At 68.0% G+C, this 15853-nt stretch carries 13 protein-coding genes; 11 read left to right on the plus strand and 2 right to left on the minus strand.

Going from position 1 to position 15853, the window contains the following annotated elements:
• Window positions 1-2: 2 nt before the first annotated feature.
• From lspA to dnaE, 3 genes are all read left to right on the plus strand, one after another.
• Window positions 3-674, plus strand: coding sequence for a signal peptidase II (lspA, locus tag ACVJ1F_RS00360; protein WP_456884087.1), 672 nt, complete (start codon window positions 3-5; stop codon window positions 672-674).
• Complete coding sequence (locus ACVJ1F_RS00365; RefSeq protein WP_402751583.1) at window positions 671-1594, plus strand: RluA family pseudouridine synthase; 924 nt, start codon at window positions 671-673, stop codon at window positions 1592-1594. Before lspA ends, ACVJ1F_RS00365 begins: the two co-directional genes overlap by 4 nt.
• A 98-nt stretch (window positions 1595-1692) precedes the next feature.
• Window positions 1693-5157 (plus strand): DNA polymerase III subunit alpha, encoded by a 3465-nt coding sequence (gene dnaE / locus ACVJ1F_RS00370; protein ID WP_056047386.1) that lies wholly within the window; start codon window positions 1693-1695, stop codon window positions 5155-5157.
• 65 nt (window positions 5158-5222) lie between these two features.
• Here dnaE and ACVJ1F_RS00375 read toward each other — a convergent pair whose 3' ends face one another.
• Entirely contained in the window at window positions 5223-5741 is a 519-nt protein-coding gene (locus tag ACVJ1F_RS00375; protein WP_456884089.1) for a flavin reductase family protein, read from the minus strand.
• 33 nt (window positions 5742-5774) lie between these two features.
• Here ACVJ1F_RS00375 and hisD point away from each other — a divergent pair, with 33 nt between their 5' ends.
• From hisD to ACVJ1F_RS00390, 3 genes are all read left to right on the plus strand, one after another.
• Window positions 5775-7085, plus strand: coding sequence for a histidinol dehydrogenase (gene hisD, locus ACVJ1F_RS00380; protein ID WP_056045050.1), 1311 nt, complete (start codon window positions 5775-5777; stop codon window positions 7083-7085).
• An 83-nt stretch (window positions 7086-7168) separates the two neighbouring features.
• On the plus strand, window positions 7169-7651 hold the full coding sequence (nrdR, locus tag ACVJ1F_RS00385) for a transcriptional regulator NrdR (RefSeq protein ID WP_456884091.1): 483 nt from the start codon (window positions 7169-7171) through the stop codon (window positions 7649-7651).
• Window positions 7648-8700: a quinone-dependent dihydroorotate dehydrogenase gene (locus ACVJ1F_RS00390; RefSeq protein WP_456884093.1), complete on the plus strand. Its 1053-nt coding sequence runs from the start codon at window positions 7648-7650 to the stop codon at window positions 8698-8700. Before nrdR ends, ACVJ1F_RS00390 begins: the two co-directional genes overlap by 4 nt.
• An 87-nt stretch (window positions 8701-8787) precedes the next feature.
• On the opposite strand, the gene ACVJ1F_RS00395 is transcribed toward ACVJ1F_RS00390, so the two are convergent.
• Complete coding sequence (locus ACVJ1F_RS00395) at window positions 8788-9366, minus strand: DUF3043 domain-containing protein (protein ID WP_056045052.1); 579 nt, start codon at window positions 9364-9366, stop codon at window positions 8788-8790.
• A gap of 41 nt (window positions 9367-9407) precedes the next feature.
• On the opposite strand from ACVJ1F_RS00395, the gene ACVJ1F_RS00400 reads away from it, so the two are divergent.
• From ACVJ1F_RS00400 to ACVJ1F_RS00420, 5 genes are all read left to right on the plus strand, one after another.
• Entirely contained in the window at window positions 9408-10823 is a 1416-nt protein-coding gene (locus ACVJ1F_RS00400; RefSeq protein WP_456884095.1) for a M20/M25/M40 family metallo-hydrolase, read from the plus strand.
• Window positions 10824-10954: 131 nt separating this feature from the next.
• On the plus strand, window positions 10955-11317 hold the full coding sequence (gene erpA / locus ACVJ1F_RS00405) for an iron-sulfur cluster insertion protein ErpA (RefSeq protein WP_043594936.1): 363 nt from the start codon (window positions 10955-10957) through the stop codon (window positions 11315-11317).
• Between the two features lie 243 nt (window positions 11318-11560).
• Window positions 11561-12457, plus strand: coding sequence for an aa3-type cytochrome oxidase subunit II (ctaC, locus tag ACVJ1F_RS00410; RefSeq protein ID WP_431521884.1), 897 nt, complete (start codon window positions 11561-11563; stop codon window positions 12455-12457).
• An 11-nt stretch (window positions 12458-12468) separates the two neighbouring features.
• Complete coding sequence (gene ctaD / locus ACVJ1F_RS00415; protein ID WP_082460211.1) at window positions 12469-14214, plus strand: aa3-type cytochrome oxidase subunit I; 1746 nt, start codon at window positions 12469-12471, stop codon at window positions 14212-14214.
• Between the two features lie 5 nt (window positions 14215-14219).
• Window positions 14220-14636 carry a cytochrome c oxidase subunit 4 gene (locus ACVJ1F_RS00420; protein WP_054146161.1) on the plus strand — a complete coding sequence of 139 codons (417 nt, stop codon included), beginning with the start codon at window positions 14220-14222 and terminating at the stop codon, window positions 14634-14636.
• Window positions 14637-15853: the final 1217 nt, after the last annotated feature.

The following is a 15853-nucleotide window of genomic DNA, read 5'->3' on the forward strand; positions in this document are numbered from 1 at the left end:
ACTTGTCGAGCGACAAGCCCGCCACGAAGGCCAGCGTCCGCGTTCTCGCGACGCTGGCCTTCGTCGCTGTCGTGGCCTACGGCCTCGACCAGGGCACCAAACTGCTGGTCACCCGGACTCTCGTCGAAGGAGGTTCCGTCGACGTCGTCGGCGAGTTCTTCCAGTTGCACTTCGTCAAGAACCCCGGTGCCGCCTTCTCGTTCGCGAGCGGGTCGACGTGGATCTTCTCGATCGCCGCCGCCGGCGTCGCCGTCGCGATCCTGGTCGTGGCCCGACGCATCCGATCGCTGGCCTGGTCGATCATGCTGGGCATGCTTCTCGGCGGCACCCTCGGCAACCTGACGGACCGCCTGCTCCGAGAGCCGTCGTTCGGCCAGGGGCACGTGGTCGACTTCATCTACTTCCCTTCCCTGCTGCCGGCCATCTTCAACGTCGCCGACGTCTTCATCGTGTCCAGCATGGGATTGCTCCTCCTGCTCACGCTGCTGGGCATCGGGCTCGACGGCACGCGCACGCCGAGCGCCGGTAAGTCGGGTCGACCGGCGAGCGACGGTCGCGACGGCGACCCTCAGGTGGCAGGCTCCACGGCCGTCGGCGACCCGGGTACGTCCGGTGATCAGCCCAGCGGTCCCGTCGACACGGCGCCTCCTGCCGATCACCGGAGCGCCTCGTGAGCGAGACCCGCGCCCTCCCGGTCCCCGACGGGCTCGCCGGCGAACGTGTCGACGCCGCCCTGGCCAAGCTGCTCGGCTTCAGCCGGACCTTCGCGGCCGAGGTCGCCGCCTCGGGCGGGGTGACGGTCGACGGGCGCACGGTCGGCAAATCGGACCGGCTCGAGGCCGGTGCGTGGCTCGACGTCACATGGTCACCGCGTGAGGCACCGGCCGTGGTCGCCGTCGAGGTGCCCGGCATGGCGGTCGTCCACGACGACGACGAGATCGTTGTCGTCGACAAGCCGGTCGGAGTCGCAGCACACCCGTCGGTGGGCTGGACGGGACCGACGGTGCTCGGCGGACTCGCCGCCGCGGGCTTCACCGTGTCGACCTCGGGGGCGTCCGAGCGTGCCGGCGTCGTGCACCGCCTCGACGTCGGAACGAGCGGCCTCATGGTCGTCGCCAAGACCGAGCGGGCCTACACCCTGCTCAAACAGGCCTTCCGCGAACGCACCGTCGAGAAGATCTACAACGCGGTCGTCCAGGGCCACCCCGACCCGTTGACCGGGACGATCGACGCACCCATCGGGCGGCATCCGTCGTCCGACTGGAAATTCGCCGTGGTCGTCGACGGCAAGCCGTCGGTCACCCACTACGAGACCGTCGAGGCGTTCCCGTCGGCGTCGTTGCTCGAGATCCACCTCGAGACGGGTCGGACCCACCAGATCCGCGTCCACATGGCCGCCCAGCGACACCCGTGCGTCGGTGACGCGACCTACGGAGCCGACCCGACGCTGTCGGCGACCCTCGGTCTCACGCGGCAGTGGCTGCATGCCGTCCAGCTCGGATTCCGACACCCCGGTACGGGTGAGCCGGTGGTCTACCGCTCGACCTACCCCAGCGACCTGCAGCACGCCCTCGACGTCCTCCGTCACGGTTAGGCTGTTCCCCTAGTCGCCAGATCCACCACCAGACGAGGAGCCCCGTGGCCTCGAGCAAAGACTCATTCGTCCATCTGCACGTGCACAGCGAGTACTCGATGCTCGACGGCGCCGCCCGGGTCAAACCGTTGGTCACCGAGGCCGCGGCACAGGGCATGCCCGCGGTGGCGGTCACCGACCACGGCAACGTGTTCGGTGCGTACGACTTCTGGAAGACGGCGACCGAGGCGGGCGTCAAACCCATCATCGGCACCGAGGCCTACATCACGCCGGGCACGCACCGGGGCGACAAGACTCGCGTGCGCTGGGGCGACGGTGGACGAGACGACGTGTCGGGCTCCGGTGCCTACACGCACATGACGCTGTTGTCCGAGAACACCACGGGCATGCACAACCTGTTCCGGCTCTCGTCCCGGGCCTCCCTCGAGGGCTACTACTTCAAGCCGCGCATGGACCGCGAGCTGCTCTCGCAGTACTCCGAGGGCCTCATCGCGACGACCGGCTGCCCGAGCGGCGAGGTCCAGACCCGCCTGCGGCTCGGCCAGTACGACGAAGCACTCAAGGCGGCCTCCGACTTCCGCGACATCTTCGGCCGTGAGAACTACTTCGCCGAGATCATGGACCACGGGCTCGGCATCGAGCGGCAGATCATGGGCGACCTGTTGCGCCTGGCGAAAGACCTCGACCTGCCCCTCGTCGCGACGAACGACCTCCACTACACGCACGAGCACGACGCGACCAGCCACGCGGCTCTCCTCTGCGTCCAGTCCGGCTCGACGCTGAACGACCCCAACCGGTTCAAGTTCGACGCCGACGAGTTCTACCTCAAGTCCGCCCAGCAGATGCGGCATCTCTTCCGCGACCACCCCGAGGCCTGCGACAACACGCTCCTCATCGCCGAGCGCTGCGACGTGCAGTTCAACACCTCGGCCAACTACATGCCGCGTTACCCGGTGCCCGAGGGCGAGACCGAAGAGACCTGGTTCATCAAAGAGGTCGAGAAGGGGCTCGTGTACCGCTATCCCGCGGGCATCCCGGACGACGTGCGCAAGCAGGCCGAATACGAGATCGGCGTCATCACCGGCATGGGCTTCCCCGGCTACTTCCTCGTGGTCGCCGACTTCATCAACTGGTCCAAGGAGAACGGCATCCGGGTCGGTCCGGGCCGTGGTTCGGGGGCCGGCTCGATGGCCGCCTACGCCATGCGCATCACCGATCTCGATCCTCTGCGCCACGGTCTGATCTTCGAGCGGTTCCTCAACCCCGATCGCGTGTCCATGCCCGACTTCGACGTCGACTTCGACGACCGTCGTCGCGGCGAGGTGATCCAGTACGTCACCGAGAAGTACGGAGACGAACGCGTCGCCCAGATCGTCACGTACGGCACCATCAAGGCCAAGCAGGCCCTGAAAGACAGTTCACGGGTGCTCGGGTTCCCCTTCGGCATGGGTGAGAAGCTCACCAAGGCCATGCCCCCCGCCGTGATGGGCAAGGACATCCCGCTCACCGGCATCTTCGACAAGCAGCACGAGCGCTACAAAGAGGCCGGCGACATCAGGACGGTCGTCGAGTCCGACCCCGAGGCCAAGACCGTCTTCGACACGGCGTTGGGGCTCGAGGGCCTGAAACGTCAGTGGGGCGTGCACGCCGCAGGCGTCATCATGTCCAGCGATCCGCTCATCGACATCATCCCGATCATGAAGCGTGAGCAGGACGGGCAGATCGTCACGCAGTTCGACTATCCGGCCTGCGAGTCCCTGGGCCTGATCAAGATGGACTTCCTGGGGTTGCGGAACCTCACGATCATCAACGACGCCCTCGACAACATCAAGACGAACCGCGGTTTCGACCTCGTGCTCGAAGACCTCGAGCTCGACGACCGGGGGGCCTACGAGCTGCTGGGTCGCGGCGACACGCTCGGGGTGTTCCAACTCGACGGCGGGCCCATGCGCGGGCTCCTCCGGCTGATGAAGCCCGACAACTTCGAAGACATCTCGGCCGTCATCGCGCTGTACCGCCCGGGGCCCATGGGCGCGAACTCGCACACGAACTACGCGCTCCGCAAGAACGGCGCGCAAGACATCACCCCGATCCACCCCGAGCTCGAAGAGCCGCTCAAAGAGATCCTGTCGACCAGCTACGGCCTGATCATCTACCAAGAGCAGGTCATGGCCATCGCGCAGAAGGTCGCCGGCTTCTCGCTCGGTCAGGCCGACATCCTCCGGCGGGCCATGGGCAAGAAGAAGAAGTCCGAGCTCGACAAGCAGTACGCCGGGTTCGAGCAGGGCATGTTCGACAACGGCTTCTCGCCCGATGCCGTCAAGATGCTCTGGGACATCCTGCTGCCCTTCTCGGACTACGCCTTCAACAAGGCGCACTCCGCGGCGTACGGCGTCGTCTCGTACTGGACGGCCTACCTCAAGGCCCACTACCCGGCCGAGTACATGGCCGCCCTGCTCACCAGCACGGGGGACTCCCGCGACAAGCTGGGTCTCTACCTCAACGAGTGTCGCCGCATGGGCATCAAGGTGCTGCCACCCGACGTCAACGAATCCATCGGCTTCTTCGCGGCCGTCGGCGACGACATCCGATTCGGCATGGGTGCCGTGCGCAACGTCGGCTTCAACGTCGTCGACCACGTCATCGCCGCGCGCAAGAAAGAGGGGGCGTTCACCTCGTTCCACGACTTCCTGCGCAAGGTGCCGCTCCCCGTGGCGAACAAGCGCACCGTCGAGTCGCTCGTCAAGGCCGGCGCATTCGACTCCCTGGGGTCGACGCGGCGTGCCCTCGTCGAGATCCACGAGTCCGCCGTCGAGGCGGCGGTCAGCGAGAAGAGGGCCGAGGCGAACGGTCAGGTCGGCTTCGACTTCGATTCCCTGTGGGACGAGCCGCAGGACGTCCAGCACGTGCCCGAACGTCCTGAGTGGTCCAAGCGCGACAAGCTGGCCTTCGAGCGCGACATGCTGGGCCTGTACGTCTCCGACCACCCGCTCGCGGGCCTCGAGCTCCCCTTGGCCAAGCATGCCCAGACGACGGTCACCGACATCCTGGCGAGCGACCCCGCGACCATCGACGGCGAGACGGTCACGATCGCGGGGCTCATCACCAGCGTGCAGCACCGGGTCGCACGCAACTCGGGCAACCCCTACGGAATCATCACCGTCGAGGACTTCGGGGGCGAGATCTCCGCCATGTTCCTCGGCAAGACCTACCAAGAATTCGGGCCGTCGCTCGTCGGGGACTCGATCATCGTCCTCAAGGGTCGGGTCAGCGTCCGCGACGACGGCATGAACATGCACGCCGCGAGCATGTTCATGCCCGACCTCGGTGTCGGCGTGAACCACGGGCCGCTGCTCCTGCAGATGCCCGAGCACCGGGCGACGCACGACACGGTCACCGAGCTGGCAGCGGTGCTCGGGCGTCACGCCGGTGGCACCGAAGTCCGTCTCCGACTCGTCAAGGGCGAAGCCGCACGGGTCTTCGAGATCCCCATGCCGGTCGACGTCACGGCCGACCTGTTCGGCGAACTGAAGAGCCTGCTGGGCCCCGGCTGCCTCGTCTGAGGTGGCCGGTGCTCCGGCGGGTCCTGGTGCCCCGACCGGTTCCGGCGCCCGGCACCCGTTCGGCGTCAGTCCTCGAGGTGGACCGGTCTCAGGTACCGACGGTCGTGGTACAGCAGGGCGTCGTCGTCCTCGCCCACCCCGCCGGTTCCGATGCGCACGACCACGACGGCGTTGCCGTGGACGGGCACCCGCTCGACGATCGTCCCGGTCATCCACGCGGTCACGCCCGTGAGCAGAGGTACCCCGTTCGGACCGTCGGTCCAGTGGTCGCCCGCGAAGCGTTCGGCGGCGGGACCCGCCATGCGGCGGGCGAGGTCACGGTTGCGCAGGCCGAGCAGGTGCACGATGACCTGGTCCGTCTCCGAGAGGGCGGGCCACGAGCTCGCCGTCCTGGCCATGTTGAACGTCGCGAGGGGCGGGACGGCGGCCAGCGACGCCAGCGACGTCGCCGTGAACCCGACCGGTGTGCCCTCACCGTCACGCGCCGTGACGATGGCCACGCCGGCGGCGTGTCGTCGAAAGGCCTCCTTGAACACCTCGAGAGAGTCGTCGGGCCGCGGAGCAGCCGCGTTGTCGTCCGTCATGCTCCCGACCCTACTGACTAGGCTGGACGGGCCATGATCCAGACCACAGATCTGCGCGGTCTCGCGCCGACCCACGCCCAGCTGCTCGACCTCGTCCCCCGGTCCCATGCCGACGTGGGCGCCGCGACGGACGCCGCGCGTCGACTCGTCGACGACGTCCGCGAGCGGGGCGCCGCCGCACTGCGGGACCAGGCCGCGCGCTTCGACGGCGTCCGCCCCGACGCCCTGCGCGTCACGACGCAGACCATCGACGAGGCCGTCGCGGCCCTCGACCCGCTGGTCAAGGAGGCGCTGGTCGAGTCGATCGCGCGCGTCACCCAGGCCAGCCGCGCCCAGGTCCCGGCACCGACCACGACCCGCCCGGCGGCGGGGGCGACCATCGAGCAGCGGTGGCAGCCCGTCACGCGGGCCGGCGTGTACGTGCCCGGCGGCAAGGCCGTGTACCCCTCCAGCGTGGTGATGAACGTCGTCCCGGCTCAGGTCGCGGGGGTGTCGTCGATCGCCCTCGTCTCCCCGGCGCAGCGCGAACACGGCGGGGGAGTCCACCCCGTCATCCTGGGTGCCGCCGGTCTGCTCGGCATCGACGAGGTCTATGCGATCGGGGGTGCCGGCGCGATCGGTGCGCTCGCCTACGGCGTTCCCGAGCTCGAGCTCGAGCCGGTCCAGGTCATCACCGGTCCCGGCAACAACTTCGTCGCCGCGGCGAAGCAACTCGTGCGCGGTCGTGTCGGCATCGATTCGGTGGCCGGTGCGACCGAGATCCTCGTCATCGCGGACGACTCGGCGGACGCCACGTTGGTCGCCGTCGACCTCATCAGCCAGGCCGAGCACGACGAGGAAGCCTCGGCCGTCCTCGTGACGGACTCCGCGCCCTTCGCCGAGGCCGTCGTCGCCGAACTGACCAGGCTCGTGCCCCGCACCCTCAGCGCCGCCCGGGTCCGGACGGCCCTCTCCGGTCGGCAGTCGGCGGTGGTCCTCGTCGACGACCTCCGGCAGGCTGCTGCCTTCAGCAACGCCTACGGCCCCGAGCACCTCGAGGTCCAGACCCGTGACGACGACGCGGTCCTGGCCGACATCACCGACGCCGGAGCGATCTTCGTGGGGCCCGACACGCCCGTCAGCCTGGGTGACTACCTCGCCGGGTCGAACCACGTCCTGCCCACCAGCGGTCAGTCGCGCTTCTCGTCGGGGCTCGGGGCGTTCACGTTCCTCCGACCACAGCAGATCGTCCGGTACGACGCCGAGGCCCTGGGTGCCGTGGCCGAGCGGCTCGTGGCGTTGTCGAACGCCGAGCTGTTGCCCGCCCACGGCGAGGCCGTCGCGGCTCGGTTGTCGCGCCCGTGAGCCGGGCGGGGCCTCCGCGATCCGGTGCTCGGGTGGCCCTGGCGTCCGGCGGCGCGTCCGCCGTCCGATAATCTGGCCGCACCATGTTCTGCCCCTTCTGCCGCCACCCCGACTCACGAGTCGTCGACTCCCGGACCAGTGACGACGGCACGTCGATCCGACGTCGGAGGCAATGCCCCAACTGCAGTCGTCGGTTCAGCACGACCGAGACCGCGAGCCTCAACGTCGTGAAGCGCAACGGCGTCCTCGAACCGTTCAGTCGCGACAAGATCATCTCGGGTGTCCGCAAGGCCTGCCAAGGGCGCCCGGTGACGGATGGCGATCTCGCCGTGCTGGCACAGAAGGTCGAAGAGGCCGTCCGGGCGAGCGGTGCGTCGCAGATCGAGGCGAACGACATCGGTCTGGCCATCCTCCCTCCGCTCCGCGACCTCGACGAGGTGGCCTACCTCCGGTTCGCGAGCGTCTACCAGGCCTTCGACTCGCTCGAGGACTTCGAGGCCTCGATCGGACAGCTGCGCGAAGAGCACGCTTCACGGCCGCTCTCCACCCGATCGGTCGACGAGTGAGGACCCCGTACCGCGTCCTCTTCGACGTCGTCTTCGCGAAGATGGACCCCGAGGACGCCCACCACCTCGCCTTCCGGGTCATCAAGGCGATCCCCAAGCTGGGCTTCGCCGGCCTCGTCGGGCGCTTCACGGCCCCGGCCCCGTCCCTGGCGGTCGACGCGCTCGGACTCCACTTCCCCTCGCCGTTCGGTGTCGCAGCCGGTTTCGACAAGGACGCCAAAGGCATCGCCGGCCTCGGCGCTCTCGGGTTCGGGCACGTCGAGGTGGGGACGGTGACCGCTCGACCGCAGCCCGGCAACGAACGACCTCGTCTCTTCCGACTCGTTCCCGACCTCGCGGTCGTGAACCGCATGGGGTTTAACAACTCCGGGGCCCACGCGGCGGCCCTCGAACTCAGCCGGGCTCGGTCGGCTCCGTCACGGCCCGTGATCGGCGTCAACATCGGGAAGAGCCGCGTCGTCGACGTCGACGACGCGATCGACGACTACCTGGCCAGCACTCGCCTCCTGGCTCCTCTGGCGGACTACCTCGCCGTGAACGTCAGCTCGCCGAACACCCCGGGGCTCCGCGGGTTGCAAGAGCTCGAGAGGCTCGCTCCACTCCTCGAGGCCGTGCGCGACGCCGCCGGGCACACTCCGGTGTTGGTCAAGATCGCTCCCGACCTCGACGACGACGGCGTTCGTCGGATCGGTGCCCTCGTCACCGAGCTCGGCCTCGCGGGCGTCATCGCGACCAACACGACGGTGTCGAGGGAAGGCCTCGCCACCGAGGGGGCGGTCGTCGAGGCCGCCGGAGCCGGCGGTCTGTCGGGTGCCCCGCTCGCCGTCCGGTCGTTGGAGGTCCTCGAGCTGGTCCGTGAGTCCGTCCCGAGCAGCATGTGCGTCATCTCGGTCGGTGGGGTCTCGAGCGCCGCCGACGTCGACGCGAGGCTCCGGGCCGGAGCCACGCTCGTGCAGGGCTACACGGCGTTCCTCTACCGCGGGCCCCTCTGGGCCCGACAGGTCAACCGGGGGCTCGTCGCCCTGGATCGGCGTCGACGCATCACCTGACGAACCACGCGGTCGGCGAGGTTGAGAACGCGAAACGGCGCCACCCACCGGGGGTGACGCCGTTCGTCGTACGGGGAGCCGCGTCGGCTACGCGGTCGGGTACTCGCCGCGCTTGACCTGCGGCTTCGGCAGGCGCATGGGCTTGAGCTGCATCGCGCGCATCGCCGCGTACCAGCGGTTGCCCTTCCGGACGTTCTCCGCGCCGTACTTGGCAGCCAGCTTGCGGTTGACGCTCCGGCCGACGATCAGGCAGTCGACGACGGCGAGGGCGAAGAATCCCCACAGCACGAGCAGGGTGATGGACTGGATGGCCGCAGACTGCACGAGCGTCATCGCGATGACGACGACCATGATGGGGATCATTGCTTCGCCGACGCTGTAGCGGGCGTCGACGTGGTCGCGGATGAAGCGGCGCTGCGGCCCCTTGTCGCGGTCGGGCAGGAAGCGCTCCTCGCCGTTCGCCAAGCCGACGCGAGCGCGGTCACGCTGTTCGGCGAGACGGGCCCGCTGGGCCTTCTGGGCTTCTTTGCCCGAGGCCACGAGGGGCCTCTGGTTGGCGGCTTCGCGCTCACGTCGCGTGGGCGTCGGGCGACCCTTGCCGACCGCGGTCGACTCGGGCTCGGCGACGGTGGTCGTCTCGGTCGTCTTGCTGTCTGGCTTGGCCACGGGAGATCCTCAGGGTTGTCCGAGTTCCTAAGATTACCTGCATGAGCGACTCGCAGCATCCCGTCCGACCGACCGATCCCCGTACTGTCAGCGAACTCGCGGAGGCCGTGCACGCGGGTCTACCCGCGACGATCGCCGACCTGGGTGCCCTCGTGCGCATCCCTTCCGTCTCGTGGGACGCCTTCGACCCCGAGAACGTGAGACGTAGTGCCGAGGCCGTGGCCGCCCTGGTCGAGGGGACGGGCCTCTTCGACGAGGTGACCGTGAGCCGGGCGCCGATCGCCGAGGGCGGCCCCCTCGGCCAGCCCGCCGTACTCGCCCGACGCCCGGCCCGCGAGGGCAAGCCGACCGTCCTCCTGTACGCCCACCACGACGTGCAGCCGCAGGGCGACGACGCCGACTGGGACACCCCTCCGTTCGAACCGACCGTGAAGGGCGACCGGCTGTACGGGCGTGGGGCGTCCGACGACAAGGCCGGCGTGATGACGCACGTCGCGGCGCTGCGCGCGGTGCACGAGGTGCTCGGAGACGACCTCGGTGTCGGCGTCTCGTTGTTCATCGAGGGCGAGGAGGAGTTCGGTTCCCGCTCCTTCGCCGACTTCCTCGTGCAGCACGAAGACGAGCTCCGTGCCGACGTCATCGTCGTGGCCGACTCCGACAACTGGAGCACGACCGTCCCCGCCATCACCGTGGGCCTGCGCGGCAACGTGACCTTCCGCCTGACCGTCCGCACCTTGGCCCACGCCTCCCACTCGGGCATGCTCGGCGGCGCCGTCCCCGACGCCATGCTGGCCATGGTCAAGCTCCTCGCGACCCTGCACGACGACGACGGCAGCGTCGCCGTCGCCGGGCTGACGAGCCGCGAGGCCGACCACCCGGAGCAGAGCGAGCAGCAGCTGCGCGACGAGAGCGGCCTGCTCGAGGGGGTGACCCCCATCGGTCGGGGACCGATCCTGAGCCGGGTGTGGTCGCAACCGTCGATCACCGTGACGGGCATCGACGCCCCGTCGGTCGCCAACGCGTCGAACACCCTGAGTCCCGAAGTGTCCGTCCGCATCAGCGCCCGCATCGCTCCCGGGCAGACCGCCGAGGACGCCTACGCCGCTCTCGAGGCGCACCTGCACGCGCACGCACCGTTCGGCGCCCACGTCCAGATCGACGACGTCGACCGGGGTGACCCCTTCCTGGTGGACACCACGGGCACGGCGATCGCCGACGCGACCGTCGCGATGACCGAGGGGTGGGGCGAGGCCCCGGTCCAGACGGGCATCGGCGGGTCGATCCCGTTCATCGCCGACCTCGTGCGCACGTTCCCCGAAGCCCAGATCCTCGTGACCGGCGTCGAGGACCCCGACACCCGAGCGCACAGCCCGAACGAGTCCCAGCACCTCGGAGTCCTCCACCGGGCCGTCCTCAGCGAGGCGATCCTGTTGGCGCGCCTCGACGCGAGGGGCTGACCGGTCCGCCCGCGCCTCCCCACCACCGGCGACACCCGGGGAGGCGCGGGTCCGGAACAAAACGAGGCTTCGGCTGCTTACACTGGTCGACGACGAGTGCCCCGCACTCGACCCGGCCCGAAGGAGGCACCATGACCGACATCGCAACCGCTCCCGTCGACGCGAAGGCGCACGGCGTGACGATCACGTCCACCGCCGCGGACAAGGTGAAGAGCCTGCTCACGCAAGAGGGGCGAGACGACCTCCGCCTTCGCGTGGCCGTCCAGCCCGGTGGCTGCTCGGGGCTCATCTACCAGCTCTACTTCGACGAGCGCATGCTCGACGGGGACGCCACCGTCGACTTCGACGGCGTCGAGGTCATCGTCGACAAGATGAGCGTCCCTTACCTCGACGGCGCAGCCATCGACTTCGAGGACACCATCCAGAAGCAGGGATTCACCATCGACAACCCCAACGCACAGGGCAGCTGCGCCTGCGGCGACAGCTTCCACTGATCGTCGAGGGGCGGCTCCGGCCGTCGAAGGACGACTCCGGGCCGTCCGTCGCGGGGGAGCCGGCGTCACCGAGGGGACCATCCGACAGGGTGGTCCCCTCGGTCGTACCACGACGGTTCTCGCTCGACGTCGAGAGGCTTCCGGCGCGTGCCGTGCGTTGGGGAGGCGAACCTGCGAGTAAGCTAGGCAGGTCCCCGTCAACACTGGGAACACCCCCACTGTCGTGTCATCCGAGAGGTAACAGTGCGTTCTAACCGCCGTCTTCGTTGGGCTGCCGCCCCCATGGCAGTCGTCCTGGCTCTCGTGCTAGCGGGGTGCACCACCGACCAGCTCCAGGGGTGGCTGCCCACCACCGCGGGCACGACCAACCACGTGGACCGTGTGATCGGACTCTGGGTCACCTCGTGGATCGTCCTGCTGATCGTCGGCGTCATCGTGTGGGGCCTGATCATCTGGGTCTGCGTCGCCTACCGACGTCGCAAGGGCCAGACCGGCCTCCCGGTCCAGCTGCGGTACAACATGCCGATCGAGATCTTCTACACCGTCGTCCCCCTGATCCTCGTGCTGGGCTTCTTCGCCTTCACGGCCCGCGACCAGGCCGCCATCGAGGCGCCCACCGCGAGCCCCGACGTCAAGATCGACGTCTACGCCAAGCGCTGGGCGTGGGACTTCAACTACATCGACCAGCAGAACGAAGACGAGAGCGTCTACTACCAGGGCATCCAGGCGCAAGAACTGGGTGACGGCACGATCGACGAGAGCCAGCTCCCCGAGCTCTACCTCCCCGTCGGCAAGACGGTGCAGATCGACCTCAAGTCCCGCGACGTGGCTCACTCCTTCTGGATCATCGACTTCCTCTACAAGAAGGACACGATCCCCGGCAAGACCAACTCGATGTACTTCACGCCCGAGAAAGAGGGCACGTTCAGCGGCAAGTGCGCCGAGCTGTGCGGCGAGTACCACTCGTTGATGCTGTTCAACGTCAAGGTCGTGTCGCAGTCCGAGTACGACCAGTACATCCAGACGCTCGATGCCGAGGGAAACACCGGCCTGCTGGGCGACCAGTACAACACCAACACCAACCAGCCCGGCACCGAGGCTCCCGCCAACGCCGCCGGCACCGAAGACTCCGAGAAGTAAGGCACGGTTCGATGAGCTCAGCCACCGCCACCCGTCCCACCACCGGCGGGACCTCGTCCGGTCAGAACTTCGGCGCCACGAAGGTCGGCCGCAAGGGCAACGTCGTCGTCAACTGGATCACGTCGACCGACCACAAGACGATCGGGTACATGTACCTGATCACGTCGTTCCTCTTCTTCTGCCTCGGTGGGGTGATGGCGCTCATCATCCGTGCCCAACTCTTCGCACCGGGCCTCGAGATCGTGGCCACGAAAGAGCAGTACAACCAGCTCTTCACCATGCACGGCACGATCATGTTGCTCATGTTCGCGACCCCACTCTTCTCGGGATTCGCCAACGTGCTCATGCCGCTGCAGATCGGTGCACCGGACGTCGCCTTCCCCCGTCTGAACGGCTTCGCGTTCTGGCTGTACTCGTTCGGCTCGATCATCGCCGTCGCCGGCTTCCTCACCCCGCAGGGTGCCGCATCGTTCGGCTGGTTCGCCTACGCACCGCTGAGTGACACGACGTTCTCGCCAGGGCTCGGCGGCAACCTGTGGGTCTTCGGTCTCGGCCTCACCGGCTTCAGCACGATCCTCGGTTCGGTGAACTTCATCACGACCATCGTCTCGATGCGTGCTCCGGGCATGACGATGTGGCGCATGCCGATCTTCACCTGGAACACCCTCATCACCTCCATCTTGGTGATCATGGCGTTCCCCGTGCTGGCGGCCGCACTGTTCGGCCTCGGGTTCGACCGCGTCTTCGACGCCCAGGTCTTCAACCCCGCGAACGGTGGCGCCATCCTCTGGCAGCACCTGTTCTGGTTCTTCGGTCACCCGGAGGTCTACATCATCGCCCTGCCGTTCTTCGGCATCGTGTCCGAGGTGTTCCCGGTCTTCAGCCGCAAGCCGATCTTCGGGTACAAGACGCTCGTCTACGCCACCATCTCGATCGCCGCCCTGTCCGTCACCGTGTGGGCCCACCACATGTACGTGACCGGCTCGGTCCTGCTGCCCTTCTTCTCGCTGATGACCATGCTCATCGCGGTGCCCACCGGCGTGAAGATCTTCAACTGGATCGGCACCATGTGGCGCGGTTCGGTGACGTTCGAGACTCCCATGCTGTGGGCAATCGGATTCCTCATCACGTTCACCTTCGGTGGTCTCACCGGCGTCATCCTGGCCTCGCCCCCGCTCGACTTCCACGTGTCCGACACGTACTTCGTCGTGGCTCACTTCCACTACGTGGTCTTCGGTACCGTCGTCTTCGCGATGTTCTCCGGGTTCTACTTCTGGTGGCCGAAGTGGACCGGCAAGATGCTCAACGAGCGTCTCGGCAAGATCCACTTCTGGATGCTGTTCGTCGGCTTCCACACCACGTTCCTCGTGCAGCACTGGCTCGGCGTGATGGGCATGCCCCGTCGCTACGCCACCTACCAGCCCGAAGACCACTTCACGTGGATGAACCAGCTCTCGACCATCGGTGCCATGTTGCTCGGTGTCTCGATCCTGCCGTTCCTCTACAACGTCTACATCACGGCTCGGCGTGCGCCCAAGGTCGAGGTCAACGATCCCTGGGGTTACTCTCGCTCGCTCGAGTGGGCCACCTCGTGCCCGCCGCCGCGACACAACTTCACGTCGATCCCGCGCATCCGTTCGGAGTCGCCGGCATTCGACCTCAACCACCCAGAGGCCGGACTGCCCGTCGGCATCGGGCCGGTGAAGGATGCCCCTGACGCCCCCACGTACGACGCGTCCAGCGAGAAAGTGAAGTAGACCTGATGAAGACCAACGCGACGCTGTTCTGGATCCTCGCGATCTTCTTCTTCCTCATGTGTGCGGTCTACGTGCTCTGGAGCCTCCTCGACACCGGTCAGGTCGAATGGGCCGGTACGCTCGGCATCGGTCTGGCCGGCATGCTCGGAGCATTCCTGGCGTTCTACATGGGTCGCTCGCACGCGACCCAGGGAGGCGAGCTTCCCGAGGACCGTCTGGACGCCAACATCGACGACGGTGACCCCGAGATGGGCTTCTTCAGCCCCTGGTCGTGGTGGCCCATCATCTTGGCCGCCGGTTGCAGCCTGATCTTCCTGGCGCTGGCCGTCGGCATGTGGATCATCTACATCGGTGCGGCCCTGACGGCCGTTGCCTTGGTCGGCTGGGTCTACGAGTACTACCGCGGAAACTTCGCACACTGACATCACTGCTCCCTCGAGTGTTAAGGGCGTCGGTCTCCGGGCCGGCGCCTTTCGTCGTGTTCGCCACGGGTGTTGTGGCCAGACGCGAGGAATGCAGATCTGAACTGATGAGTGGCCACTGGGCCTCTCGTTCCCACGTGCGGGACAGGCCGCCCTGGGCCGGCCCAGACGACCAGTTTGGTGATCGTGTGAGCCATGCGTCAGCCGCTGTCCGCTGTCCGCTGTCCGCTGGCCTCCGTCCGATGGCCGCCGCCGCCCGCCGCCCGCCGCCCGCCGCCCGCTGTCCGCTGTCCGCCGTCCGCTGGCCGCCGCCCGATGGCCGCCGCCCACGAGCCGCTGCCGCTGCCTACGGGCCACGGGTTGCTGCCTCTACGGGCCGCTGGCCGCTGCCTTCGGCCACTGGCCGCTGGTCGGTGCCGAGCGCGGGTGGACAAGCGCCGGTAGCCGTAGCCTTCCCGTGGCAGTGCCTGGGCCTGGCCCGGGCCTGCGCCTGTGCTGTCACTCTGGCTACGCAAGCGTCCGTCCCGGTGGCGACGGCACCGGCGGTACCGGATTCCTTGCTCCACACGGCTGCCTTGGGTTCGGTCGCAGGGCCGGGTTTTGGTCGTCACGGTGTCCACCGGGGTCGCGGTCGCTCCTGGTGCTGGTCGATGCGCGGTCCTGAGGCGCGGGGACGCGGCCAGGAGTGGGAGGTAGGCGCCATGGCCCTGAGGCTCCGGACGACGTGAGTGAGGCTGGGGGAGTGCTGCCCGAACCACGGTTGCCGTTCTCGCCGAGCCGGGTGTGGCTCTGGATCTCGTAAAGCGACCGATGCATCGTCGGCTGTCCGGGCCAGTCAGAGCCGGCTCAGGGACGTATACAGGCTTCCTCGGGGTGCCGTCCGGATGGGGAACGTGGGCCTTGTCGCTGGGGACGACAGCGCGTGTGTGGTCGATCGTGACGGATTCATGCGGTCGTCAGCTGGGGATGGTTAGCACGCCCCTCGAGGGAGCTGACATCGGTCCTCCGAGCCCGGAGCGAGTGGTGGGCGGAGCCAGAGTCATCCTGAGGGCTCGCGTGGAGTGGGCACAGGGAGCACACGAGGTCGAGAATCCGGGCGGTGATCGCCACTGCCGACCGTGACATGCGCTCAACCGAGGGTGTGACGTCGTGGCTGAGAACCTGGCCGCAGGCCGCGGTGATGTAGCGATCACCGCGGCCGGGATCACTGTGTCAAC

Source organism: Frigoribacterium sp. 2355 (genome assembly GCF_054060695.1).